Source organism: Novosphingobium sp. BL-A-28-Hi1-0D (genome assembly GCF_055521755.1).
Window position 1 is genome coordinate 773351 of record NZ_CM145502.1, and the last position, 23458, is coordinate 796808.

A 23458-nucleotide genomic window follows, 5' to 3' on the forward strand; every position below is an offset into this window, starting at 1 on the left:
TGAAGGCTGGATTCCCTTGGTGAACGGGCAGGAAATGCACATGGCAAACGGCAGGACGCGCGATCTGGATTGCATGCTGGTGGCGCTGGTGGGCGGCAGCGGCTTCTTCGGCACGCATCTGGCGCAGGAACTGCTCTCGCGCGGGGCACGGTTGCGCGTGTGCAGCCGCCATCCCGAACGCGCGTTCCGTCTGAAGACGCTGGGCGGCCTGGGCCAGACGCAGTTCGTGGCGACCGACGTGCGCAAGCCGCACACCGTAGCGGCCGCGCTGACCGGCGTGGATGCGGTGGTCAACCTTGTCGGTGCGTTCTCTGGCGATCTTGATTCGCTGCAGGGTCAGGGCGTTGGCCGGATTGCACAGGCAGCCCGGGACGCCGGTGCGCGCGCATTCGTCCACGTCTCCGCGCTGGGCGCCGATGCCGGGTCTGACGTGCCCTATGCCCGCACCAAGGCCGAGGGCGAGCAGGCCGCTCTTGCTGCATTCCCCGGTGCCACGGTTGTGCGCCCCTCGATCCTGTTTGCCGAGGACGACAACTTCCTCAACATGTTCGGCGGGTTGATGGCCAAGCTGCCGGTGCTGCCGGTGTTCGGCCCCAATGCGAAGCTTCAGCCCGTGTTCGTGGATGATGCCGCCGAAGCTGTCGGCAATGCGCTGGCCGATCCGCGCGCCCACGGCGGCAAGATCTATGAACTTGCCGGACCCGAAGTGATCACCATGGGCGAACTCAATCGCCGCATCGCCAAGGCAGCGGACCGCACGCCGGTGCTGATCGAACTGCCCGATGCCGTATCGGGCGCATTCGCTGCGCTGACCGGCTGGCTACCGGGCGCGCCCATGAGCACCGACCAGTGGAAGCTGCTCAAGGCCGGCAATGTCGCCTCGGGCACGCTGCCGGGAATCGAAGCGCTGGGCGTCAGCCCGCGTCCGCTTGGCCTGTTCCTGACCCGCTGGATGACCCGCTACCGCAAGTTCGGCCGCTTCGGCGCGCGCGCCAAGTCGGCCTGAGTCACGCGTCGGCGAAGGTTTGCAGGAAGGCAGGCCCCGCCGACACCAGCCGCGCCGGACATTCGAGGTCGCCGAGCATCCGCGCGGTCGACTGGCGATTGGTGACGATCGTCCAGTGCTCGGGCGCTTCCCACAATCCGCACGAGACTTCCTCCAGCGCCGTCAGCAAGGCCGCAGGCGCAATTTCGCATACCGCCATGCCCTCACCCGCAAAAGCGGCCTCGGCAAAGCCGAGCGCGGCGGCCAGCCGGGCCTTGACTGCAACATCGTCAATCATCGCCTGCCGGTGCGCGGCAAGTATGGCATTCGCTTCGTCCTGAGCGGGTATGCCATCGCGTTCCAGCAACGGAAGATCATCGTTCCACGCCTCAGGCGGGCACTTGCGCCGTGCAGGTGAGACATCCTCGAACGGACGGCTTTCCAGCGGATATATGCGGCAGATGCGTGGGCGTTCGGCATAGTTCCCGCAACGCATGTCGGGCAGGAGATGCGGGCAGGGGCCCTGATGCCGCGCGACAAGCCGCAGATTGATCCGGAACGGAACGTCTCCGACCAAGACAGGGAAGCTCGTCGCCTTGCGCCATTGCATCTGGGGATCGTCCGGATCGCCGTCATCCGCCCATGGCCAGGCCTCTGCCAGCAGATCAACCTGATGCCCGCGCCCTGCCCACGCCTGTGCTTCGGCCACCGACAGGCTCAGCCGCAGGTCATGGCAGCAGCGCCCGCATTGCGTGCAATCGAAGTGCAGTTCCATGGCCCGAGTAGAGCCGAGGCAGCGGTGCGCAGGAAGCGCAGAACCGCCGGTAATGGACCATTCGCGCCATGCAAAAAGCCCCGGCCGTTGCAGACCGGGGCTCCATGTGGCGTAGCGGGAGTTGGGAGGATTGAGGGCACCCGCCGCGCCGAAGGTTGCAATCAGATCAGAAGCGTACGCCCACAGTCACGTTCCACGTGCGCGGATCGCCGTAGTACACGGTCTGGATGTTGCCGACCGAGCTGAACTCCTGACCGTCGGTCTTGTAGAGCGTGTTGCCCACGTTCTTGACCGCGCCGCGCAGGTAGAACTTGTCGAAGTCCACCTGGGCATAAAGATTGCCGATCAGATAGCCGTCTTCGGTCAAGCCCGGGCGGTTGTCGACCGAGAGGTACTGCTTGTCGACGAAGCGCACGTCACCGCCCAGCGTGAGCGAGGCCTCGCCCAGCGAGACGCGGTATTCGCCGCCAGTGCGCAGCGTGAGCGGCGGCGCGAAGGCCGGGCGGCAGGTGACCTGCGCCCCTGTCGGGTTGCAGCTGAACGCGGCGCCACCGGCAGGCGGCAGGCGGCGCGGATCGTCGAAGCGCTTGTAGTCTGCATCAAGGTAGCCGACCGAGGCGAACAGCGTCAGCGGCGTGACCGGGCGGACCGAGATGTCGAACTCGAAGCCCTGGATGCGCAGCTTGCCGGCGTTGAGCACGGGGAAGCTGCCACCGAGGCCGACGTTCGTGCCGTTGCCGACACGGGCCTGGAAGTTGTTGTAATCGGTGTAGAACGCCGCTGCCGAAACGTTGACGCGTCCATCGAGGAAGGTGCCCTTGGCGCCCGCTTCATAGGACCAGACCGTCTCCGGGTCGAAGTTCGGCACCACGGTCGTCACGCCATTGCGGGTGACCGAGATGTCGCCGTTCGAGTTGACGCGACCGTTGAAGCCGCCCGCCTTGAAGCCGCGGCTGGCCGAAGCATAGAGCAGGGTGTCCGGCGTCGGCTTGTAGGACAGGCTCACCATCGGCGTCCATGCGTCATAGCTGACGTCGTTGTCGCCGGTGAAGGGCGCGGGCAGGTTGTCCGGGAAGCAGTAGCGGATGTTGTTGAGCAGGCCGAGCGAGGAGGCCGTGACCGTGCAGCGGTTGTAGATCTTCTTCTCGTGCGTGTAGCGCAGGCCCGCGGTCATCGAGAATTGCTCGGTGAAATCGTAGGTCAGCTGCCCGAATGCCGCGTAGCTTTTGGTCACCTGCTTGTCGTCGATCGTGCGCAGGAACGTGATCGGGAAGCCGTTGAAGGCGAACAGGCCGTCGGCGTAGGCTTCCTGGTGCGAGCGCACGTTCTCGTTGAGATAGTAGAGGCCGAACACGCCCTTGAGCTTGTCGGAATCGTACTTGAGCTGCAGTTCCTGGCTGAACTGGTTCTGGCGAACGCCCACGAACACGTCGCCCAGCTCGAACTGCGTGGCGTCGATGTCGATGAAGAAGTCGGTCTTGAGCTTGCGGTAGGCGGTGATCGAGGTCAGCTGGAAGCTGTCGCTGAGATCGACGTTGATCGTGCCAGAAACACCCCAGTGATCGAGCTTCTGCCCCTGATCGGGTGCAAGGCTGGTCGAGGCCTTGTAGTCGTAGGGGCCGTAAGGGTTTGCCGGGGCAAGCACGACGGCACCGCGCGCGAAGTCGGTCTGGACCAGCGGGGCGGTTAGATAGCCGAGTGTGGCTGCGTTGCGCTGGCGGGTGTAATCGCCCGAGATCAGTACTTCGACGGTGTCGGCTGGCTTGGCGCGCAGGATCGCGCGGCCCGAGAGGTTGTTGCGGTCGTTGTACTTGCGGCCAGTGCGCGGGTCGGTGACGATGCCGTCGCGGTCGTCATAGACCCCGGCGAGCGAGAGCGCGAGCTTGTCGGTCACCAGCGGGGCCGAGACGTAGCCCTTTGCCGTCACTTCGTCGAAGCGGCCATAAGTAAAGGCAGCCTCGCCCTTCACCGTATCGAGGTTGGGCTTTCTCGATACCACGTTGACCGCGCCGCCGATGGTGTTCTTGCCATAGAGCGTGCCTTGCGGTCCGCGCAGCACTTCGACCCGCTCGACATCGAACAGGTTGAGCAGCGCGCCCTGGATGCGGCTGAGGTACACGCCATCGACATAGACGCCGACTGCCGGGTCGAAGGTCTGCAGCGCGTCGGGCTGGCCAATGCCGCGGATGTAGAAGTTGGCGCTGCTCGCCGACCCGCGACCCTGCACGATGTTGACGTTGGGAATCGCACCCTGGATGCCTGACAGGTCCTTCGCGCCCGCCCGTTCGAGCGCGTCGGTGTTGAGCGCCGAGATTGCGATTGGCACGTCGAGCAGGCGCTCCTCGCGGCGGCGGGCGATCACGGTGATCTCGTTGCCGGTAGCAATATCCGACGCATCATCGGCAGCAGGGGTTTCCTGCGCGAAGGCGGGCATTGCGGGCAGGGCGAACAGCGCAGCAGTTGCGGCCAGCGTGGCGCGCATGGAAATTCGGGTCATCAGACAGGCTCCCTCTCGCGGACCGCTTCGTCCGCCTGGGCCTCTAATATTGAAAGTTGAACCACCTTTCAACTTCTCGTTGTGAGATTGCCCGTTTGTCGCTAGGCATCGTGGCGAAACGGCAACAGGCAGGGTTAAGGCTCTTGGGGGGCGGTCTTGTCGTTGGGAGGATCGCAGATGGCGCAGGCGAGCGCAGCCAGTCCCGGAAAAGTGCCGCGCACGGCGCGCGGGCGTGAGACTTTGCGTCGCTTGCTCGATGCCGCAGCCGCCGAGTTTGGCGAGCGCGGATTCCATGAAGCTTCGGTCAGCGGCATCACCCGCCGCGCGGGTACGGCGCTCGGCAGCTTCTATACCTACTTCGATTCCAAGGACGCGATCTTCACCGCGCTGGTGCGCGACATGTCGGCCCGGGTGGCAACCACGGCTGCGGCGGCAGTGAGCGAAGGGGCGACGGGCTTGCGGCGCGAGCGCGAGGCGCTCGTCGGTTTCCTGCACTTCGCGCGTGAGCACAAGGAGATCTACCGGATCATCGACGAAGCCGAGTTCGCCGACCCGGAAAGCTACCGCGCCCACTACGAAGGCACCGCGACCCGCATCGCCGCGCGCCTTGCCGAAGGCGTGGCCGCAGGATCGATCCGTGACGGCGAGCAAGACGTGCGCGCCTGGGCCATCATGGGCATGAACGTGTTCCTGGGCCTGCGCTTCGGCGTCTGGGACGACAGCCGCGCCGTGGAAGACATTGCCGAGGTTGCCGCCGACCTGCTGGGTGAGGGGCTGCGGGCGCGGTGAATTGCCTGCGCGCGCGCAGGCATTAAGTGCAGTTTCGTCCTGAAGGGCAAATTGGCTTAGCCGATTTGGCTACATTGCGCAGACCTGCCGGATGATAGCGGCCCAGCGAAGCTGCTCTGGGTGTGCGATGATATACAGACGCGAAATTGATGGCTTGCGGGCCGTCGCGGTTATCCCTGTGATACTCTTCCATGCCGGGTTCACGGTGTTCAGTGGCGGCTTCGTTGGTGTCGATGTGTTTTTCGTCATCAGCGGCTATCTCGGCTCAGGACTCACTGATCACAGCCAGAAGAGCACGGTTGCGGCGAGTGCGAGGGCGGAGAAGAAGACGGTTGGACAGCGGTCGTATCGCGTTGCCACGCGTCGCCAGTCCTTGAGACGGCCGAACATGATCTCGATGCGGTTGCGCCGCTTGTATCGGCGCTTGTCGTACTTGACGGGGATGGAGCGGGATTTCCGGCCCGGAATGCAGGGCTTGATGCCCTTTTGCTCAAGCGCGTCCCTGAACCACTCGGCATCATAGCCCCGATCGGCAAGCATCCACTGTGCCTTGGGCAGGTCGTCGAGCAGGGCCGCTGCGCCGGTGTAATCGCTGATTTGGCCGGCCGTGATGAAGAAGCTCAGGGGGCGGCCGTTGGCATCGGTTATCGCGTGAAGCTTGGTGTTCATGCCACCCTTGGTCCGTCCGATCAGGCGCCCAAGATCCCCTTTTTTACCCCAAGGCTGGAAGCCGTGCGGTGAGCCTTGAGATAGGTCGCGTCGATCATGAGTGTCTGAGGTTCGGCCCTCTGGGCGGACAGGCCTTCCATCATCCGGCCAAACACGCCCATCGCGCCCCACCGTTTCCATCGGTTATACAATGTCTTGTGTGGCCCATACTCCCTTGGCGCATCCCGCCAGCGCAGGCCGTTCCGGTTGACGAAGATGATCCCACTCAGAACCCGCCGGTCGTCAACCCGCGGCTTGCCGTGGCTCTTGGGGAAATACGGCGAAAGGCGAGCCATCTGCTCGTCCGTCAGCCAGTACAGGTCGCTCATGCTCAGTCTCCTCGCGGAGCCTGAATCACATCCCCCTCAGCCAATCAATGGGTCCTGAGCCTAGGCTCAGGACTCACTGATCACAGCCAGAAGAGCACGGTTGCGGCGAGTGCGAGGGCGGAGAAGAAGACGGTTGGACAGCGGTCGTATCGCGTTGCCACGCGTCGCCAGTCCTTGAGACGGCCGAACATGATCTCGATGCGGTTGCGCCGCTTGTATCGGCGCTTGTCGTACTTGACGGGGATGGAGCGGGATTTCCGGCCCGGAATGCAGGGCTTGATGCCCTTTTGCTCAAGCGCGTCCCTGAACCACTCGGCATCATAGCCCCGATCGGCAAGCATCCACTGTGCCTTGGGCAGGTCGTCGAGCAGGGCCGCTGCGCCGGTGTAATCGCTGATTTGGCCGGCCGTGATGAAGAAGCTCAGGGGGCGGCCGTTGGCATCGGTTATCGCGTGAAGCTTGGTGTTCATGCCACCCTTGGTCCGTCCGATCAGGCGCCCAAGATCCCCTTTTTTACCCCAAGGCTGGAAGCCGTGCGGTGAGCCTTGAGATAGGTCGCGTCGATCATGAGTGTCTGAGGTTCGGCCCTCTGGGCGGACAGGCCTTCCATCATCCGGCCAAACACGCCCATCGCGCCCCACCGTTTCCATCGGTTATACAATGTCTTGTGTGGCCCATACTCCCTTGGCGCATCCCGCCAGCGCAGGCCGTTCCGGTTGACGAAGATGATCCCACTCAGAACCCGCCGGTCGTCAACCCGCGGCTTGCCGTGGCTCTTGGGGAAATACGGCGAAAGGCGAGCCATCTGCTCGTCCGTCAGCCAGTACAGGTCGCTCATGCTCAGTCTCCTCGCGGAGCCTGAATCACATCCCCCTCAGCCAATCAATGGGTCCTGAGCCTAAAGCTGGGTACAGTGTAGAGCACACCGTACGCGACAAATCGCAGGTGAAATCCAGATTTAAACATCATTATATCAATGGCTTGTTGGGATTCTGAGAAAATGGCAGCTTCTCCGTCAAATCTGACTTGCCGGCAGACTTCGGTATGCCCGCAAATCACATCAGGCCGAAAGGCGAGGAAATGCGGCATCTTCAGCAAACTTGACGACCCCTTCGAACATAAGTAGAACAAACTTGCCTTTCGCAGTGTGTTCCAGGCTCCACCAACACGGAGTCCAGCTTGACACGCAATGTTTCTATACAGACCTACCTGCCCAAGCGCGTCGCCGCCTGGGTTCAGAATGAGGCCACGCGCGCCAAACAGAGCCGCAGCCAGTGGATCGGGGCCATCGTCACTGATCTGTTCCAGGGCCAGGAGCTGCGCGAGGAAGCGCGGCAGAACGCAGAGTTCATCAAGCGCCGGCTGATCTTCATCATGTGCGCTCTCGATGGCCTTCTGCTTGCACATCCGGATGCCACGCTCAGGACTAAAGTCCACGAAGCGCATAAACGGCAGCTCGACAAGCTTGCGCAGGAGCAAGGAGAATGAAGCGCCGGGAAGCCAAGTCGCCTGCCAGCGCCGGTCAGCTCGCTCTCCCCTTCGATTGCTCCCCCAGGGCAACCCGAACCAACGGCGCAGAGCCTCTCGCCGTCCGGATTCCCGATGCCGTGCGGATGACCGGGATCGGCCGGTCAAAACTCTACGAGCTGATTGCCTCAGGCGACCTGGAAACGATCAAGATCGGCAGATGCACATTGGTAACGATCGATGCGCTCAAAGCCCTTCTGGCCAAGGCACGGGCCAACAGCTACAAGGGAGGTCGCTGAGTATCGAAACACTGCGGGCAGCGATTTAAGTCCTCATCGAGGACCAAGCCGAGGCGCGTTACGGTATTTTTGACGGTATCGAATCAGCGAATCAGGGCAACAAAACATTGTGATATAATGCCTTGTTTGCACGTCACGGTCCCTCTTCTGGCACCATTTCTTCTCCCGAGATAGCGAAACATTCCCCTTCCGGGGCGTTGAAATCCGTGTTCGGGCTGCTATTCAAGGCTGCACCGGGGCGAAGCAACCTCCCGGTCAGGTGGCGGTCTTGCCGGTGCCCAAGCGTTGCCTGTCGCACCCGCTTTTGCGGGCAACAGGTCATGGGTCGATTGCATGAAAGATGCCACCAGCGTTCCGGTTTCCTCTCCCGTCACGCCCTCCTTCGATGAACTTGTCCGCGTCTCTGCGCGCATAGGCTGCCTCAGCTTTGGCGGCCCCGCCGGACAGATCGCGCTGATGCACCGCGAGATCGTGGAGGAGCGTGGCTGGATCAGCGAAGAGCAGTTCCTCCAGGCGCTCAACTTCTGCCATTTCCTGCCCGGCCCCGAGGCACAGCAGCTGGCCACCTGGATCGGCTGGAAGCTGCACGGCATGCGCGGCGGCTTTGCCATGGGACTGCTGTTCGTCATCCCCGGCGCACTGGTAATCCTTGCGCTGTCGATGCTCTATGCGCTTGCGGCTGATCTGCACTGGTTTGCCGCGCTGTTCACCGGGATCAAGGCGGCGGTGCTGGCCATCGTGGTGCAGGCGCTGATCCGCATTGCCGGGCGCGCGCTCAAGACGCCGCTGCAGAAGGCGCTGGCGGTCGCCGCGTTCATCGCGCTCGCCGTCCTGTCGCTGCCTTTCCCGCTGGTCGTCCTCGGCGCGGGCGTGATCGGCTTTGCGACCGCTGCCGCGCGCCCCGAGCTGCTCGGCCTGAACAACACGGAAGCGACGCCGCCCGCCACGAAGCGGCCATGGGCAATGACCCTGCGCACGATTGCCACCGGTGCCGTGCTATGGGCCGCGCCGATGATTGCCGTGCTCGCCCTGCTGGGGCCGGACCACGTGCTGTGGAAAGTCGGATTGTTCTTCTCGAAGCTCGCGGTCGTCACTTTCGGCGGTGCCTATGCGGTCCTGTCCTACATGGCGCAGCAGGCGGTCGACACTTACGGCTGGCTGCGCGCGGGCGAGATGGCAGATGGCCTTGGCCTTGCCGAGACGACGCCGGGGCCGCTGATCATGGTCACCCAGTTCGTCGGATACCTTGCGGGATTCCGCGCGCCCGAACCTTTCTCGCCGATGGTCGGCGGACTGCTTGCGGCGGCGCTGACCACATGGGTGACGTTCGTCCCCTGCTTCATCTGGATCTTCGCCTTCGCGCCCTGGATCGAGCGGCTGGGCAATGCGCGCAAGCTCAAGGGCGGGCTGGCCGCGATCACCGCGGCGGTGGTGGGCGTGATTGCCAACCTCACCTTGTGGTTTGCCGTCCACGTGCTGTTCCGCGAGACGCGAGACGTGGCCTTCGGTCCTGCCGCGCTGTCCCTGCCCGTCCCGCAAAGCTTCGACTGGCGCGTTGCCGCCATTGCGGCGCTCGCGGCCATCCTCATCTTCCGCATGCGCAAGGGCATTCTGACCGTTCTCGCGATCTGCGCGGCGGCGGGCCTTGCCGCCGCGCTGGTGTGACCGCGATCAGAATCGGTTGACGAGGTTCTCGCACCACTCCTGTCGTCCCGAACACGGCTGCGGGCCATAGTTGGCTCCGGCCGCCCGGTCGGCTATCTGGGCAAGCGTGGTGCCCTCGGCATGGATCAGCTGGCCAAGTTCGCCCTGCCACCCGGCATAGCGCTCCGCACGGAAACGTTCGAGCGCGCCGTCCTCGATGATCGCAGCGGCGCGCAGCAGGCCGCGAGCGATGGTATCGATCCCGCCGACATGGCCGTGGAACAGGTCCGCCGCATCGATCGACTGGCGGCGCACCTTGGCATCGAAGTTCCAGCCACCGTTGCCGAGGCCGCCTGCACGCAGGACTTCGAGCTGGGCGAGGGTGATCTCCTCGACCGAGTTGGGAAACTGGTCGGTGTCCCAGCCATTCTGCGGATCGCCGCGATTGGCATCGATCGAGCCGAGAATGCCCAGCGCCCGCGCCATCGCGATTTCGTGCTCGAAGGTGTGGCCCGAAAGCGTGGCGTGGTTGGCCTCGATATTGACCTTGACCTCGTTCTCAAGGCCAAAGCGCTTGAGGAAGGCATAGACCGTCTGCGTATCGAAGTCGTACTGGTGCTTGGTCGGCTCATGCGGTTTGGGTTCGATCAGGATCGTGCCCGTAAAGCCGATGCGGTGCTTGTGATCGACCACGAGGCTGAGGAAGCGGCCGAAGTTCTCCTGCTCGATGCCGATTTCGGTGTTGAGGATCGAATCATACCCTTCGCGCCCGCCCCACAGCACGTAGTTCGCCCCGCCCAGCCGATGCGTCGCCTCGAGCGCATCGCGCACCTGCATCGCCGCAAATGCGAAGACTTCGGGGTCGGGATTGGTTGCCCCGCCGGCCATGTAGCGCGGGTGGCCGAACAGGTTGGCCGTTCCCCACAGCAGGCGGCGGCCATGCTTGCCCTGCAGCTCCTCGAGATGGTCGACCGCCTGTGCGAAGCTCGTGCGGAAGCTTTGCGCATCATCGGCATCGGCCATCACGTCGACATCGTGGAAGCAGTAGAACGGGACGTCGAGCTTCTCGACGAAGGCCAGCGCCGCCTCGCGCTTGGCGGCGGCGTTCTTCGCGTCCATCGGGCCTTGCAGCCAGGGACGGTTGAAGGTTCCGGCGCCGAACACGTCGCTGCCCGGCCAGCAGAAGGTGTGCCACATGCACACGGCAAAGCGCAGGTGGTCCTCCATGCGCTTGCCCATGACCACGCGGTCCTTGTCGTACCAGCGATAGGCGAGGTCGCTGGTGGTTTCCGGCCCCTCGTAGCGGACGGTATCGAACGGGGCGAAGTATTCGGCGGACATGGGCGTTCCTTTCACAGTGTACGAATGGCCGCAGTGGCGCGGCGGAAGGCGTCGAGCTTAGGGGCGAGCCGTTCGGCCAGCAGCGGATCGGGGGAAATGGTCCTGACAACGGGCGGACGCTGGCACACATCGGCAGGATTGCCGCCGCTCACCGCAAGCTGCGCCAGCCGCGCCGCACCCAGTGCCGGGCCGACTTCACCGCCATCGAGATAATTGAGTTCGACATCGAGCGCTGCGGCAAGGATCGTGCCCCAGTGGTGAGACCGCGCACCGCCGCCGATCACTGACAACCGCTCGATCCGCGTGCCCGCCTGGCGCAGCGCGGCAATGCCATCGGCATGGGCGAACGCCACGCCTTCCAGCACCGCTGCACCGATGCGGCCCGCATCGCTGTCGGAATCCATGCGCAGCAGCCCTGCGCGCAAGTGCGGGTCATTGTGCGGCGTGCGCTCACCCGAAAGGTAGGGCAGGAACAGTTCCGGCCCCGAAGCCGCGCCCGGCGCTTCCGCCAAAGCCAGCAGCGCGGGCACATCGCACCCGACCAGCTTGGCCGCCCAGTCAAGGCAGCTTGCAGCCGAAAGGTGCACGCTCATCTGGTGCCACATATCGGGCAGGCAATGGCAAAAGGCATGGACTGCGCGCTCCGGATTGGGCCGGAACGCCGCCGTCGCCACGAAGATCACGCCCGAAGTGCCAAGCGAGAGCATCCCCTGCCCGTCAGCGACCACGCCGACGCCGATCGCGCCCGCCGCATTGTCGCCGCCGCCCGCCGCCACGGGCACGCGCCCCATGCCCCAGCGCGCGGCAACATCGGCGCGCAAGGTGCCGGTCGCCGCGCTGCCTTCGAACAGGCGGGGCATGTGCTTGCGGGCAAGGCCTGTCGCCTCCAGCATCGCGTCCGACCAGTCGCGCGCCGCGACATCAAGCCACAACGTGCCCGCGCTGTCCGACATGTCGGAAGCCTTGTCCCCGGTCATGCACAGGCGCACGTAATCCTTGGGCAGAAGCACCGTTTCGATTCGGGCGAACAGGTCGGGCTCATGTTCGCGCAGCCATTGCAGCTTGGGCGCGGTAAAGCCCGGCATGGCGAGATTGCCGGTGATCGCGCGCGATTGCGGCACCGCCGCTTCGATCGTGGCACATTGCGCAAAACTGCGCCCGTCGTTCCACAGGATTGCTGGCCTCAAGGGCCGGTCGTCCGCGCCCAGCACCGTCGCACCATGCATCTGGCCCGCCAGCCCCACCCCCTGCACGGCTGCGCGCAAGTCTGCCGGGAGCGCCAGCACGGCCTGCCCGGTAGCGTCCCACCAACCGTCCGGGTCCTGCTCCGACCAAAGCTCGTGCGGCCGCGAGACCGACAGAGGCGCAGTTGCCTGTGCGGCAATCACGCCATCAGCGTCCAGCAGGATCGCCTTTACTCCGGACGTGCCGATATCGATGCCCAGAGTGAGTTCTTGTGCCATTGCATCTTCTCCTCCGGTAAAGTTAGCGCTACCACGGCAGGGTTGGCAAGACTTTCCTGCGTGGCGCAGCAACTTGCCAGCAGCATGGGAGCGGCATAGGCAGACGCGATGACAGACGGTCCGGCACAGGCGCGCAAAGGTCGGCGCAAAGGCTCAAATCCCACCGTGGCCGACGTCGCGCGGGTTGCCGGGGTTTCACCGATGACGGTGTCGCGCGTCGTCAACGATGAGCCGAGCGTCCTGCCCGAAACGCGCGCCAAGGTGCAGGACGCCATCGCCGCGCTGGGCTATGTCCCCAACCCCGCCGCGCGCAGCCTTGCCGGGCGAAGGCCATGCCGCATCGCGCTGATCCATTCCAACCCCAGCGCCGCCTATCTCAGCGAGTTTCTCGTCGGCACCCTGTCGGGCGCGGCAACGGTCGACGCCCAGCTGGTCGTCGAACCATGGCACCCCGGCGAAACGCCGCAAGCCCTGGCCCGCCGCCTCGCCGACCACCGCATCGACGGCGTCGTCCTGCCGCCACCGCTGTGCGACGATCTGGCGCTGGCCGCCACGCTCACCGCCAACAACCTGCCGATTGCCCTGGTTGCCACTGGCCGCCCGCGTGATGGCCTGCGCTCCGTGACGATCGACGACGAACAGGGCGCGCACGCGATCACCACGCATCTGATCGCGCTGGGCCATCGCCGGATCGGCTTCATCGCCGGAGATCCCAACCAGACCGCCAGCGCCCTGCGCGAATCCGGCTATCGTCGCGCATTGCTAGAAGCAGGCCTACCCGCAGACCCTGCCCTGCTCACCTCGGGCGACTTTACCTATCGCTCAGGGCTCGACGCTGCGGACTCGCTGCTGTCTCTCACCCCGCGCCCGACCGCCATCTTCGCCAGCAACGACGACATGGCCGCCGCCGTCATCGCCGCCGCCCACCGCCACGGCCTCGACGTGCCGCGCGACCTTTCGGTCTGTGGTTTCGACGATTCGGCCATGGCCCGCACCGTCTGGCCCGAGATCACCACGATCCGCCAGCCCATTGCCGACATGGCGCGCAAGGCGCTCGTCGGCCTCGCGCAGGACATTCGCCAGTCAGCCGAAACGGCACCGTTGCACGAACAGCTCCCGTTCGAACTGATCGTGCGCCATTCGGATGGCGCACCGGCGGTGTGACGCAGAAGGTCAGATCGAACGCAGGATCTCTGCCGCCACCGGACGGTCCTGCTCGACCCGCTCCGAATAACGGTCAACCAGCCGCTCGGCATGTGGGCGCAACAGCACTGTGAAGCGCACCAGTTCCTCCATCACGTCCACGATGCGGTCGTAGTAGCTCGACGGCTTCATCCGGCCCGCTTCGTCGAACTCCTCGTAGGCCTTGGCTACGCTCGACTGGTTGGGAATGGTGAACATCCGCATCCACCGGCCCAGCACACGCAAGGTGTTGACCGAGTTGAACGACTGCGATCCGGCACTGACCTGCATCACCGCCAGCGTGCGCCCCTGCGTCGGGCGCAGGCCCTTGTAGGCGAGCGGGAGATGATCGATCTGCGTCTTCATGATGCCGGTGATCTGGCCATGCCGCTCCGGGCTGCACCAGACCTGACCTTCGGACCACAGCGAGTGTTCGCGCAGCTCATGAACCGCCGGATGGTCGTCGCCCGCAATCTGGTCGGGCAAGGGCAGGTCGGACGGATCGAAGATACGCGTCTCGCAACCGAAATGCTGCAGCAGCCGCGCCGCCTCTTCAACGACCAGCCGCGAATAGGAGCGCTCGCGCAGCGAACCGTAGAGCAGCAGGATGCGTGGGCGATGATCCAGCGGTCCAAGCCCCCGCGCCGGATCGGCGTCGAGATAGGCGGGCTTTAGCGCCGGAAGGTGGTCGGGCGCAGAAAGCGCGCGCAGGCGGGCGTGTGCGGCCGAGGGGGCTTCAGGCATCGGCGGTCGCATCCTTGGTCAGATCGGCTTCGGGGAAGAGCAACCGGGCAACGCCCAGTGCGAGCAGGGCACCTGTCAACTGGCAGGCCATGAAGGCGGGAGCATCGGCGGGCGCTATGCCGGCGAAAGTGTCAGAAAGGCTGCGCGCCAGCGTGATCGCCGGGTTGGCAAAGCTCGTCGAGGACGTGAACCAGTAGGCCGAAGTGATGTACAGCGCCACCGTCGCCGGGACTGCATGAGGCCGATGGCGCAAGGTGCCAAGGATCGTGAGGAGCAGTCCGAAAGTCGCCACGACTTCGCCGGTCCACTGCCCGGGGCCGTTACGCGCCTTGGTCGAAAGCTCGATGATATCCAGCCCGAACATCGCGTGCGCGGTCCACGCCCCGGCCACGCCACCCGCAACCTGGGCGGCCACGTGGCCAATGGCCTGCCGCGTGTCGAGCGCTCCCAGAATGCGGAAAACCAGCGTCACCGCCGGGTTGAAATGCGCGCCCGAGATCGGGCCGAGCATGGTGATGAGCACATAGAGCATCGCGCCCGTGGCAATCGTGTTGCCCAGCAGCGCCACCGCGACGTTGTCCTGCGCCAGACTTTCGCCCATCACGCCGGAGCCAATCACGGTGGCGAACAGCAGGAAGCTGCCGACAGCTTCGGCAAGGATCGGGCGGGTCATGCCGCGCCTTCCATCCGCCCGATCTGCGAAAGCGCATCGAGAAGTCGCGCCTTGTCCATCGTCTCGAACGGCAAGGTAAGCAGCGCCCGCACGCGCGCCTCGAGCGCGGTCCAGGTCGCCTCGAATGCGGCATCGACCTCGGCCTCTGAGCCATGGACGTCGGCAGGATCAGGCAGCCCCCAGTGCGCCTTGATCGGTGCACCCATGAACACCGGACAAGTCTCCCCGGCCGCATTGCCGCACACCGTGATCGCGATGTCGATGCGCGGGGCATCGGGCGAAGTGAACTCGTTCCAGCTCTTGGAGCGGAAAGCTGCCGTATCAATCCCGCGCCGCGCGAGCAGACGCAGCGCGCCGGGATGCGGCACCCCCTTGGGCTTGCTGCCCGCGCTGAAGGCGGTGATGCGTCCCTCCCCGAGGTGGTTCAGGATCGCCTCGCCCAGGATCGAGCGGGCGGAATTGCCGGTGCACAGGATCAGGATGTTCATGTCGTTCCCCCCTTGAACGAAGTCGTGATGCGTCAGGCAGCGCCCGCTTCGCAGGCCAGACCCTCGACGCCACAGTCGACGCCGCCGCAGCAATTCTCGGTCAGATAGCCGATCAGCGCGTTCATCGCGGGCAAGTCGGCGCGGTAAATGATCGAGCGGCTCCGGCGCTGCTGACTAACCAGCCCGGCCTGAGCCAGTTGCGCAAGATGGAAGCTGAGCGAGGACGGCGGCACCCCAAGCCGCGCCGAGACTTCGCCAGCGGGCAACCCCTCAGCCCCCGCCTGCACAAGCAGGCGGAACACCGCAAGGCGATGCTCCTGCGCCAAGGCCCCAAGCGCAGCGACAGCGCGTCCGGCATTCATCGAATCTACCATATTTCGACAAATATCAAAACATTGGGTAACGTCAAGCAGCACCCTCTGCCTGTCACAAACATCCGGAGATGCCGTGTGTGGGATTGCATCGGTTTGGTTTGGATTGGTGAGCCCAGCTGGGTTCGAACCAGCGACCTACTGATTAAAAGTCAGTTGCTCTACCGACTGAGCTATGGGCCCGCCCGGAACCGCGCAACGGGGCGCGAGGCGTGGCGCGTCACCTAGGGGGCGTAGGGCGGGTGGTCAAGCCTTGGCGGAAGAACGGGTTAGGCGGTGGGCAAGTTGCCGCAGCGTCAGGCCCGAAAGCGGGTCGCGCCAATGCGGGGCAATGCGCGCGGCGGGGCCGAGCACGAAGCCACGTTTGCGAAATTCCCGGTGCGGCACCGTCAGCCTGTCATCCGCCCAGCATCCGCCCGACCACAGCACCACATCGAGATCGAGCGTGCGCGAGCGCCAGCGCTGGCCCTGCCGCCTGCGGCCGAACCTGCTTTCTAAATCCTGCAGCAGATCGAGAAGCTCAAGAGGCTCGAGCGAGGTGGAGATCACGGCCGCGCCATTCGCATACTCGCGCTGCGATGGCCCCACCGGACGGCTTTGGATGACTGGAGCCACTACCTCGATCGAAACCCCATACCTCGCCAGTTCGGCCAGAGCCGCCCCCAGAATCGCCCGTGGCTGGCCATGGCGCGGATGGCGCTGGTTCGATCCCAGCGCGATCAGGTAGCGATGCCCGCTCAGATGTCTTCTGCCAGACGGCCGTAAAGCTGCGGACGACGGTCACGGAAAAAGCCCATGCCGGCACGGTGCGTGGCGGCGCGCTTCAGGTCTATCGTCGCATGGAGCACGCCCGTTTCGCCCGCACCAAACTCGGCAAGGTAATCGCCCCACTCATCGCTGATGAAGCTGTGGCCGTAGAACCTCTGGCCATCTTCTTTTCCGATGCGATTGGCCGCGATCACCGGCATGCAGTTTGAAACCGCATGGCCGATCATCGCACGCCGCCACATGCGGCTGGTGTCGAGATCGGCGTCATACGGCTCGCTGCCGATGGCGGTAGGGTAGAACAGCAGTTCTGCTCCCATCAGCGCCATGGCGCGCGCGCATTCGGGATACCACTGGTCCCAGCACACCCCCACGCCGATGCGGGTGCCGAAAACGTCCCACACCTTGAAGCCGGTATTGCCGGGGCGGAAGTAGTACTTTTCCTCGTAGCCGGGGCCGTCGGGGATATGGCTCTTGCGATAGATGCCCATCACTTCGCCATCCGGGCCGATCATGGCGAGCGTGTTGTAATAGTGATGCCCGTCCCGCTCGAAGAAACTGGTCGGGATCGCAATGCCGTGCGCCTTGGCGAGCTTCTGCATCTCGCGCACCGACGGGTCCGCATCGAGCGGATAGGCCATTGCAAACAGCGCCTCGTCTTCGACCTTGCAGAAGTACGGCCCTGCAAACAGTTCCGGCGGCAGGACGATCTGCGCCCCCTCATGCGCGGCCTGCTCCACCAGCGCGGCCGTGGCAGCGATATTCTCGGCCTCGCCTCCGGGAAGGGCGAGTTGCAAGGCGGCGACGGCGATCTCGGTCATGCGAGGGACCTAAACGCCCTGCCCCTGCAATTCAACCGTCGCCGCATCTGGTCACGGACGCTTGCGGAACAGCAACGTCATCCGGTCGCTCTCGCCGATGGCCTGCAGCCTTGCCTTCTCGGCGTCGTCCTTTGCCCCTTCAAGCACCGGGGGCAGCGTCCATACGCCGCCGGGCCAGTTGGCAGGGTCCTTCGGATTGGCATTGGCCTCGCTCTTGCCGACAAAGGTGAAGCCATGAATTTCCATGAGCTTGATGACATCAGCCTCGCGCAGGTAGCCCTTAGAGCCATCGGTGAAGGCGAAAGGCGCATCGGCCTTGGCGCGGTGCTGCTCGATGCCAATCATGCCATCGGGTTTGAGCAGTTCGCGCATCTTCCTGATCTCGCTGTCTGCCACGTTGCCACGCAGCATGTTGTGCAGCGCGCGCATCACCAGGATCCTGTCGAACGTGCCCTTCTCGCCATCGGGAATCGCCCCGAGAGAGAAGGCGCTGAACTTTTCGGCCGGCTGCCTTGACCACTCCGCCACTTCTCCGGGGAACTTGGCCACGGCGGCCTGCATGGCGGCCTGACGCTGCGGGTTGGCGCTGCTGGCATCGGCGAACAGGCCCACGAGCTTGCCCTTGGGTGCCAGATAGATACCCAGCAGGCGCGAATACCAACCGCCGCCGGGCGCATATTCGCCCACCTTCATCGCCGGGCCGACGTCGAAGAACGCCAGGGTCTGATCAGGCTTGCGATACCTGTCGCGCGCAGCGTCTTCCTGGCGCAAGGGATCGGCCACAGCAGCGGCAAGCGCGGGATCGACCTTTGGCACGGCTGAGACGATGCTCTGCGCGGCGGCAGTCATGGCAAGGGTGCTTCCGGCAACGGCAGCAAGCAGGGCAAGGCTCATTCGACGCATCTTGGGGATTCTCCTTGGTGCCGATGACAAGCGCGCTGGCGCTGCCTATCTCTTGCGTAACACAGGAGAATATAGCGCATGAGCGAACAAGCAACGGCCATCCTTGCAGGCGGATGCTTCTGGTGCACCGAGGCGGTGTTCCGCGACGTAATCGGCGTGAGCAATGTCGAAAGCGGGTACATCGGCGGCACAGTCGAAAACCCGACCTACAAGCAGGTCTGCTCCGGGACCACCGGCCATGCGGAAGCTATCCGCGTGTCGTTCAATCCCGAAACGATCAGCCTCGCCCAGATCCTCGACATCTTCCTTGCCACCCACGATCCCACGCAGCTCAACCGCCAGGGCAACGACATCGGCACGCAGTACCGCTCCGCGATGTTCCCGGCGGACGAGGAGCAGATGTCTGCAATGGAAGCCGCGATCGAGCGCGCCCAGCCCGATTGGCCCAAGCCCATCGTCACCACGATCGAGCCGATGGCGACCTGGTATCCGGCCGAGGATTACCATCAGGAATACTGGGAAGGCGAAGGCCAGCGGAACCCCTACTGCCTCGCCGTGATCCCACCCAAGCTGATGAAGCTGCGCAAGAGCTTTGCGAACAAGGTGAAGGGCTGAGAGGCCCACCCGGCTTCGGGAGGGCTAAGAAGTGGCCTTTCCCCCCTCCCGCAGGCGGGAGGGGTCGGGGGTGGGCTTAAGCGCCCGCCAAAGCCGCCAGTGTAATGCGCCGGTAGATCCGCTGAAGAACATGCAAATCCTCCAGCGCTACCGCCTCGTCCTTCTTGTGCATCGTCGCATTGCACAGACCGAATTCCACCACCGGGCACACTGCACGCAGAAACCTTGCGTCAGACGTTCCGCCGCTGGTCGAAAGCTCAGGGTCCAGCCCCGTTTCGGCCTTCACCGCCTCGGCGATCAAGGTCGAATAGACCCCCGGCAGCGTGATGAAGCTCTCGCCTGAAATCACCGCGCGGACTTCGCCCCTGTGGCGGCGCGCCACTTCCTCGACCATCGCCACAAGCCCTGCCCCGGTGTGGCGATCGTTGAAGCGGATCGAGATGCGTGCACGCGCCTCGGCGGGAATCACGTTGGTCGCCTTGTTGCCCACGTCGAGATCGGTGATCTCGAGGTTCGAGGGCTGGAACCACTCGGTCCCGTCATCCAGCACCAGCGCATCGAGATCGGCCAGCAGCGCGATCAGGCGCGGGATCGGATTGTCGGCAAGGTGCGGGTAGGCGACGTGCCCCTGCGCGCCCTTGCAGGTAATCCACATGTTCACCGAGCCGCGACGGCCGATCTTGGCCATGTCGCCCAACCGGTTGACCGAAGTCGGCTCACCCACCAGACACAAGTCCGGCTCGGCCTTCATCTCGCGGATCAGCTCGATCAGCGGCACGGTGCCGTAGCGCGCTGGACCTTCCTCGTCGCCGGTGATGATGAAGCTGAGCGTTCCGGCTTCCGCAGGCACCTGCGCCGCAGCGGCGACCATCGAGGCAATCGAGCCCTTCATGTCCACCGCACCGCGCCCGTAAAGCAGCTCGCCCCGCCGCTCTGCCTTGAACGGACCCGTCGTCCAGCCCTCGCCCGGCGGCACGACATCGAGATGCCCGGCAAAAGCGAAGTGGCGCGAGCCTTCAGAACCGCGACGGATTGCGAACATGTTCTCCACCGGACCGTCGGGTGCTTCGCCCGCGATGAAACGGTGAATCTCGAAACCCAGCGGCTTCAGCATCGCCTCGAAGCAATCGAACACCGCGCCGGTGGCGGGCGTTACGCTTTCGCAGTCGATTAGCTGTTCGGCGAGGACAACGGGATCAAGACTCATGCGCGGGCGGGCTCCTCGAACTGTTCGATGGTCCAGTCCTCGTTCTCGGCAGCCTCGATCCAGGCCTGCATCCAGTCGTGGGTCCAGACCGCTTCCATGTAGGTCATCGCAAAGCCGGGCACAGGCACCCCATAGGTCATGAAGCGCGAGACGACCGGGGCATAGATGATGTCGGCGGCGCAGAACGTGCCGAACAGGAACGGCCCGCCCTTGCCGAACCGCGCCCGCGCCTCGGCCCAGAGCGAGAGAATGCGCACGATATCGGCGCGAACCTCAGCGCTGATCTCGATGCCTTCGACGCGCTTGCGGATGTTCATCGGCAGGCTGCGGCGCAGCGGCAGATAGCTCGAGTGCATTTCGGCGACCATCGAACGGGCCATGGCGCGCGCAGTATCGTCCTTGGGCCAGAAGCGGTCACGCCCGACCTTGTCGGCAAGGTAATCGATGATCGCGAGGCTGTCCCACACCACAGGGGCATCGGGGCCGTCACCGTCCCACAGGATCGGCACCTTGCCCGAGGACGGCGCGAGATCGTCGGTCCGACGCAGGTGATCCCATTCCTCGCCGTAGAGCGGGACGGTGATCTCCTCGAAGTGCAGACCCGATTGCTTGGCAGCCAGCCAGCCGCGCAGGGACCAGCTTGAATAGTTCTTGTTACCGATGATCAGCTTCATCGCACTCGCCCCGTTGCCGTGAGGGCAGCGACTATACGTTCAGGTTTGCCGTGTCGACCATGAACAGGCAGGCAAGACGCGCTCACCCCAAACCCTCCGTCGCACCGGCGCAGGCCGGGGCCCACGACGCTTGTCCGCACGCGCCACGGCAGATCTTGGCGAAAGCTAATGGGCCCCGGCCTGCGCCGGGGCGACGAACGAGAGGTACTACCGGTTGGATGGCTCGCCCGCGCAGGTCAGACCAGCGAATCCTGCAGCACCGCAGCCCGCAGATCCTCGATCCCCATCTTCTTTTCCGATGAGGTGACGATGATCTCGGGGTAGGCGGCGGTGCGCTTGCGCGCGGCGGCGATGGTGGCGGCGGTCACCGCCTCAAGCTCGCTCGCCTTGATCTTGTCCGCCTTGGTCAGGACCACGCGATAGCCGACGCCCGCTTCGTCGAGCATCTGCATCATGTCCTCGTCAACCGGCTTCACCCCGTGGCGGCTGTCGATCAGCAGCAGGGTGCGCTTGAGCACGACGCGACCGCGCAGGAAATCGCGCACCAGACGCCGCCAGGTTTCGACCACCTTGGGCGGGGCCTTGGCAAAGCCGTAGCCCGGCATGTCGACCAGACGCAGGCGCGTAGGTTCGCCCACTTCGAAGTAGTTCAGCTCCTGCGTGCGCCCCGGCGTTACCGAGGTGCGCGCAATCGACTTGCGGCCCGTCAGTGCATTGAGCAGCGACGACTTGCCGACGTTGGAACGCCCGGCAAAGGCGATCTCCGGCACGTCCGGATCGGGCAGGAATTTGAGCGCCGGGGCCGACTTGATGAACTCGACGCGCCCCGCAAAGAGCAGGCGCGCCTGTTCAACCAGTTCGGCGTGGGCAGCTTGTTCTTCAGGTGTCACCGCGTTTTCGGCTTCCGGTTGGCAGCCGACTTCTGCTCGCGCGTGACCACACGGTCCACGTCGATCTGGTCCTTGTCGGCCTGGGCCTTCAATTGCGGGTGGCGGCTGTAGAGATACTTCTGCTGCGCGATGGTCAGGATGTTCGAGGTGATCCAGTAGATCAGCAGGCCTGCCGCAAACGGGGCCATCACGAACATCATCATCCACGGCATGATCGCAAAGACCTGCTGCTGCGCCGGGTCCATTGCGGCGGGTTGCAGCTTGAACTGCAGCCACATGGTGATGCCGAGCAGGATCGCCAGCACGCCGATCGCAAGGAAGCTGGGCGGCGTGAACGGCAGCAGGCCGAACAGGTTCAGCACGTGCAGCGGATCGGGCGCGGACAAGTCCTTGATCCACAGCACGAAGGGCTGGTGACGCATTTCGATGGTCAGCGTCAGCACCTTGTAGAGCGCGAAGAACACCGGGATCTGCAGGAACATGGGCAGACAGCCGGCGAGAGGATTGACCTTCTCCGTCTTGTACAGCTCCATGATCTTCTGCTGCTGCGTCTGCTTGTCGTCCTTGTAGCGTTCCTGCAGCGCCTTCATCTTGGGCTGCAGCGCGCGCATCGCCGCCATCGAGGCGAACTGGCGCTGGGCAATCGGGAACATCACGCCGCGCACGATCAGCGTCAGCAGGATGATCGCTACGCCGAAGTTCTTGACCAGCTTGAACAGCGAATCGAGCAGCCAGAAGATCGGCTTTTCGAACCAGCGGAACCAGCCCCAGTCGATAGACAGGCTGAAATTCGTAACGCCTGCTGCCTCGTACTTCTCGAGAACCGCGTTTTCCTTCCCGCCAGCGAACAGCCGCACGGACTGCTCCTGCGCCTTGCCCGGCGCAATCGACACGCTGGGATAGATCAGGTCAGCGCGGAACACACCATTGCCGAGCGAGCGGAACGCCGCTTCGGTCTTGACCTTGCCATCGGGAATCAGCGCCGAGAGCCAGTAGATGTCGGTAAAGCCGATCCAGTTGGCCGCACCTTTCAGCGCGACGGCCTGACCCGGAGCCTCGGTGACGGTCGAATAGTTGTTGTCGAACGTCACCGACCCATCAAGCGCGGCAATCGGCCCGGAGTGCAATTGCCAGGTATCGAGGCTGGCAGTCTTGTCAGTGCGGTTGACCAGCGCGAAAGGCTTGACCACCACCGGGGTTGCCCCGGTGTTCGCCACGCTCTGCGTTGCGGTGATCATGTAGTCGGCGTCGATGGCGTACCTGATCGCAAAGGTCTGGCCGGTGGGATTGGTCCAGCGCAGCGTGATCGGGGTTTGCGGCGTCAGCTTCGCGCCATCGGCCGTCCACATCGTGTTGGCATCGGGCGCGGCAATGCCTTCGCCGACCCAGCCGATCTGGGCAAAGTGCTGCGCGGGCGTTCCGGCGGGCGAGAACAGGCGAACCGGCGCGCTGTTCTTGTCCTCGCTCTCGCGATGCCGCACGAGCGACACGTCATCGAGCAGCGCACCCTTGAGGTTGATCGAACCCTTGAGGCCCGGCGCGTCGATCGGCACGCGGTGACCGGCTGCCAGTTCCTGCGCCAGATCCTTCTTTTCAAGCGCAACGTCAGCCGCGTTCTGCAAGCCACCTTCGCGGGTCGGCTTGGGCTTGGAGCCACTGTCAGTCGTGGCAGGAGCCGTGGCCACTGCCTGCGGCTTGACCGCAGGCTCCGGATAGAACCAGCGCATGGCCGCTTCCCAGCCGATCAGCAGCAGGCCGGTAAGGACCACTGCCATTATGACATTGCGCTGATTCTGCACCGTGTTCGCGTCCTAGATCTTGAAGTCGT

General features: G+C 64.5%; 24 protein-coding genes, 1 tRNA gene and 1 pseudogene. 8 read left to right on the forward strand and 18 right to left on the reverse strand.

The window, feature by feature from the left end:
* Nucleotides 1–40 precede the first annotated feature (40 nt).
* A complete protein-coding gene (locus ACZ1JW_RS03935; RefSeq protein WP_465142023.1) occupies nt 41–1006 on the forward strand; it encodes a complex I NDUFA9 subunit family protein in 966 nt (321 codons plus the stop codon).
* A 1-nt stretch (nt 1007) separates the two neighbouring features.
* Here the strand turns inward: ACZ1JW_RS03935 and ACZ1JW_RS03940 are convergent, their stop codons facing one another.
* Both ACZ1JW_RS03940 and ACZ1JW_RS03945 read right to left on the reverse strand, forming a co-directional pair.
* Nucleotides 1008–1760: a YkgJ family cysteine cluster protein gene (locus tag ACZ1JW_RS03940; protein WP_465142024.1), complete on the reverse strand. Its 753-nt coding sequence runs from the start codon at nt 1758–1760 to the stop codon at nt 1008–1010.
* A gap of 166 nt (nt 1761–1926) precedes the next feature.
* The gene (locus ACZ1JW_RS03945) at nt 1927–4257 is read right to left on the reverse strand and encodes a TonB-dependent receptor (RefSeq protein WP_465142025.1); all 2331 of its coding nucleotides are present in this window, start codon (nt 4255–4257) and stop codon (nt 1927–1929) included.
* A 177-nt stretch (nt 4258–4434) separates the two neighbouring features.
* Between ACZ1JW_RS03945 and ACZ1JW_RS03950 the strand changes: the two genes are divergently transcribed.
* Nucleotides 4435–5046 carry a TetR/AcrR family transcriptional regulator gene (locus tag ACZ1JW_RS03950; protein WP_465124805.1) on the forward strand — a complete coding sequence of 204 codons (612 nt, stop codon included), beginning with the start codon at nt 4435–4437 and terminating at the stop codon, nt 5044–5046.
* Nucleotides 5047–5173: 127 nt separating this feature from the next.
* Nucleotides 5174–5419, forward strand: a pseudogene (locus tag ACZ1JW_RS03955) (acyltransferase family protein); the annotation flags it as partial.
* Here the strand turns inward: ACZ1JW_RS03955 and ACZ1JW_RS03960 are convergent.
* Both ACZ1JW_RS03960 and ACZ1JW_RS03965 read right to left on the reverse strand, forming a co-directional pair.
* Nucleotides 5326–6083 (reverse strand): IS5 family transposase gene (locus ACZ1JW_RS03960; protein WP_465140710.1). Its coding sequence is split into 2 segments (ribosomal slippage): nt 5326–5750 and nt 5750–6083, totalling 759 coding nucleotides; the frame shifts between segments, so codons are not numbered across the junction. The pseudogene ACZ1JW_RS03955 and the gene ACZ1JW_RS03960 overlap by 94 nt on opposite strands.
* A gap of 80 nt (nt 6084–6163) precedes the next feature.
* A protein-coding gene (locus tag ACZ1JW_RS03965; protein WP_465140710.1) for an IS5 family transposase occupies nt 6164–6921 on the reverse strand; the annotation gives its coding sequence in 2 pieces (ribosomal slippage) (nt 6164–6588 and nt 6588–6921; 759 coding nt in all).
* Between the two features lie 341 nt (nt 6922–7262).
* On the opposite strand from ACZ1JW_RS03965, the gene ACZ1JW_RS03970 reads away from it, so the two are divergent.
* The 3 genes from ACZ1JW_RS03970 to chrA all read left to right on the forward strand — a co-directional run bounded on the left by ACZ1JW_RS03970 (nt 7263) and on the right by chrA (nt 9514).
* Nucleotides 7263–7571: a hypothetical protein gene (locus ACZ1JW_RS03970; RefSeq protein WP_465142026.1), complete on the forward strand. Its 309-nt coding sequence runs from the start codon at nt 7263–7265 to the stop codon at nt 7569–7571.
* Nucleotides 7568–7849, forward strand: coding sequence for a helix-turn-helix transcriptional regulator (locus ACZ1JW_RS03975; RefSeq protein ID WP_465142027.1), 282 nt, complete (start codon nt 7568–7570; stop codon nt 7847–7849). The genes ACZ1JW_RS03970 and ACZ1JW_RS03975 overlap by 4 nt, the downstream gene beginning before the upstream one ends.
* Nucleotides 7850–8182: 333 nt before the next feature.
* The gene (gene chrA, locus ACZ1JW_RS03980; RefSeq protein ID WP_465142028.1) at nt 8183–9514 is read left to right on the forward strand and encodes a chromate efflux transporter; all 1332 of its coding nucleotides are present in this window, start codon (nt 8183–8185) and stop codon (nt 9512–9514) included.
* Nucleotides 9515–9520: 6 nt separating this feature from the next.
* Here chrA and xylA read toward each other — a convergent pair whose 3' ends face one another.
* Together xylA and xylB are read right to left on the reverse strand one after the other, a co-directional pair.
* Complete coding sequence (gene xylA, locus ACZ1JW_RS03985; protein WP_465142029.1) at nt 9521–10834, reverse strand: xylose isomerase; 1314 nt, start codon at nt 10832–10834, stop codon at nt 9521–9523.
* An 11-nt stretch (nt 10835–10845) separates the two neighbouring features.
* Nucleotides 10846–12297 carry a xylulokinase gene (gene xylB / locus ACZ1JW_RS03990; RefSeq protein ID WP_465142030.1) on the reverse strand — a complete coding sequence of 484 codons (1452 nt, stop codon included), beginning with the start codon at nt 12295–12297 and terminating at the stop codon, nt 10846–10848.
* Nucleotides 12298–12405: 108 nt separating this feature from the next.
* On the opposite strand from xylB, the gene ACZ1JW_RS03995 reads away from it, so the two are divergent.
* Nucleotides 12406–13461 carry a LacI family DNA-binding transcriptional regulator gene (locus tag ACZ1JW_RS03995; protein WP_465142031.1) on the forward strand — a complete coding sequence of 352 codons (1056 nt, stop codon included), beginning with the start codon at nt 12406–12408 and terminating at the stop codon, nt 13459–13461.
* Between the two features lie 9 nt (nt 13462–13470).
* Here the strand turns inward: ACZ1JW_RS03995 and arsH are convergent, their stop codons facing one another.
* The 8 genes from arsH to ACZ1JW_RS04035 form a co-directional block, all read right to left on the reverse strand.
* Nucleotides 13471–14223 carry an arsenical resistance protein ArsH gene (gene arsH, locus ACZ1JW_RS04000; RefSeq protein ID WP_465124758.1) on the reverse strand — a complete coding sequence of 251 codons (753 nt, stop codon included), beginning with the start codon at nt 14221–14223 and terminating at the stop codon, nt 13471–13473.
* The gene (locus ACZ1JW_RS04005) at nt 14216–14896 is read right to left on the reverse strand and encodes an aquaporin (RefSeq protein WP_465142032.1); all 681 of its coding nucleotides are present in this window, start codon (nt 14894–14896) and stop codon (nt 14216–14218) included. The genes arsH and ACZ1JW_RS04005 overlap by 8 nt, the downstream gene beginning before the upstream one ends.
* Nucleotides 14893–15384: an arsenate reductase ArsC gene (locus ACZ1JW_RS04010; protein WP_465142033.1), complete on the reverse strand. Its 492-nt coding sequence runs from the start codon at nt 15382–15384 to the stop codon at nt 14893–14895. The genes ACZ1JW_RS04005 and ACZ1JW_RS04010 overlap by 4 nt, the downstream gene beginning before the upstream one ends.
* Before the next feature lie 32 nt (nt 15385–15416).
* Nucleotides 15417–15746 (reverse strand): ArsR/SmtB family transcription factor, encoded by a 330-nt coding sequence (locus tag ACZ1JW_RS04015; protein WP_465124755.1) that lies wholly within the window; start codon nt 15744–15746, stop codon nt 15417–15419.
* 116 nt (nt 15747–15862) lie between these two features.
* Nucleotides 15863–15938: transfer RNA gene (locus ACZ1JW_RS04020), tRNA-Lys, on the reverse strand.
* 63 nt (nt 15939–16001) lie between these two features.
* A complete protein-coding gene (gene folK, locus ACZ1JW_RS04025) occupies nt 16002–16496 on the reverse strand; it encodes a 2-amino-4-hydroxy-6-hydroxymethyldihydropteridine diphosphokinase (RefSeq protein ID WP_465142726.1) in 495 nt (164 codons plus the stop codon).
* Nucleotides 16493–17341, reverse strand: coding sequence for an N-carbamoylputrescine amidase (gene aguB, locus ACZ1JW_RS04030; protein ID WP_465142034.1), 849 nt, complete (start codon nt 17339–17341; stop codon nt 16493–16495). Before aguB ends, folK begins: the two co-directional genes overlap by 4 nt.
* Before the next feature lie 51 nt (nt 17342–17392).
* Complete coding sequence (locus ACZ1JW_RS04035; RefSeq protein ID WP_465142035.1) at nt 17393–18235, reverse strand: class I SAM-dependent methyltransferase; 843 nt, start codon at nt 18233–18235, stop codon at nt 17393–17395.
* An 87-nt stretch (nt 18236–18322) separates the two neighbouring features.
* Here ACZ1JW_RS04035 and msrA point away from each other — a divergent pair, with 87 nt between their 5' ends.
* Nucleotides 18323–18859: a peptide-methionine (S)-S-oxide reductase MsrA gene (gene msrA / locus ACZ1JW_RS04040; protein ID WP_465142036.1), complete on the forward strand. Its 537-nt coding sequence runs from the start codon at nt 18323–18325 to the stop codon at nt 18857–18859.
* 76 nt (nt 18860–18935) lie between these two features.
* Here msrA and dapE read toward each other — a convergent pair whose 3' ends face one another.
* From dapE to yidC, 4 genes are all read right to left on the reverse strand, one after another.
* Nucleotides 18936–20066 (reverse strand): succinyl-diaminopimelate desuccinylase, encoded by a 1131-nt coding sequence (dapE, locus tag ACZ1JW_RS04045; protein ID WP_465142037.1) that lies wholly within the window; start codon nt 20064–20066, stop codon nt 18936–18938.
* Nucleotides 20063–20740 carry a glutathione S-transferase family protein gene (locus ACZ1JW_RS04050; protein WP_465142038.1) on the reverse strand — a complete coding sequence of 226 codons (678 nt, stop codon included), beginning with the start codon at nt 20738–20740 and terminating at the stop codon, nt 20063–20065. The genes dapE and ACZ1JW_RS04050 overlap by 4 nt, the downstream gene beginning before the upstream one ends.
* Before the next feature lie 236 nt (nt 20741–20976).
* Entirely contained in the window at nt 20977–21630 is a 654-nt protein-coding gene (gene yihA / locus ACZ1JW_RS04055) for a ribosome biogenesis GTP-binding protein YihA/YsxC (protein ID WP_465124749.1), read from the reverse strand.
* Nucleotides 21627–23429: a membrane protein insertase YidC gene (yidC, locus tag ACZ1JW_RS04060; RefSeq protein WP_465142039.1), complete on the reverse strand. Its 1803-nt coding sequence runs from the start codon at nt 23427–23429 to the stop codon at nt 21627–21629. Before yidC ends, yihA begins: the two co-directional genes overlap by 4 nt.
* Nucleotides 23430–23458 lie beyond the last annotated feature (29 nt).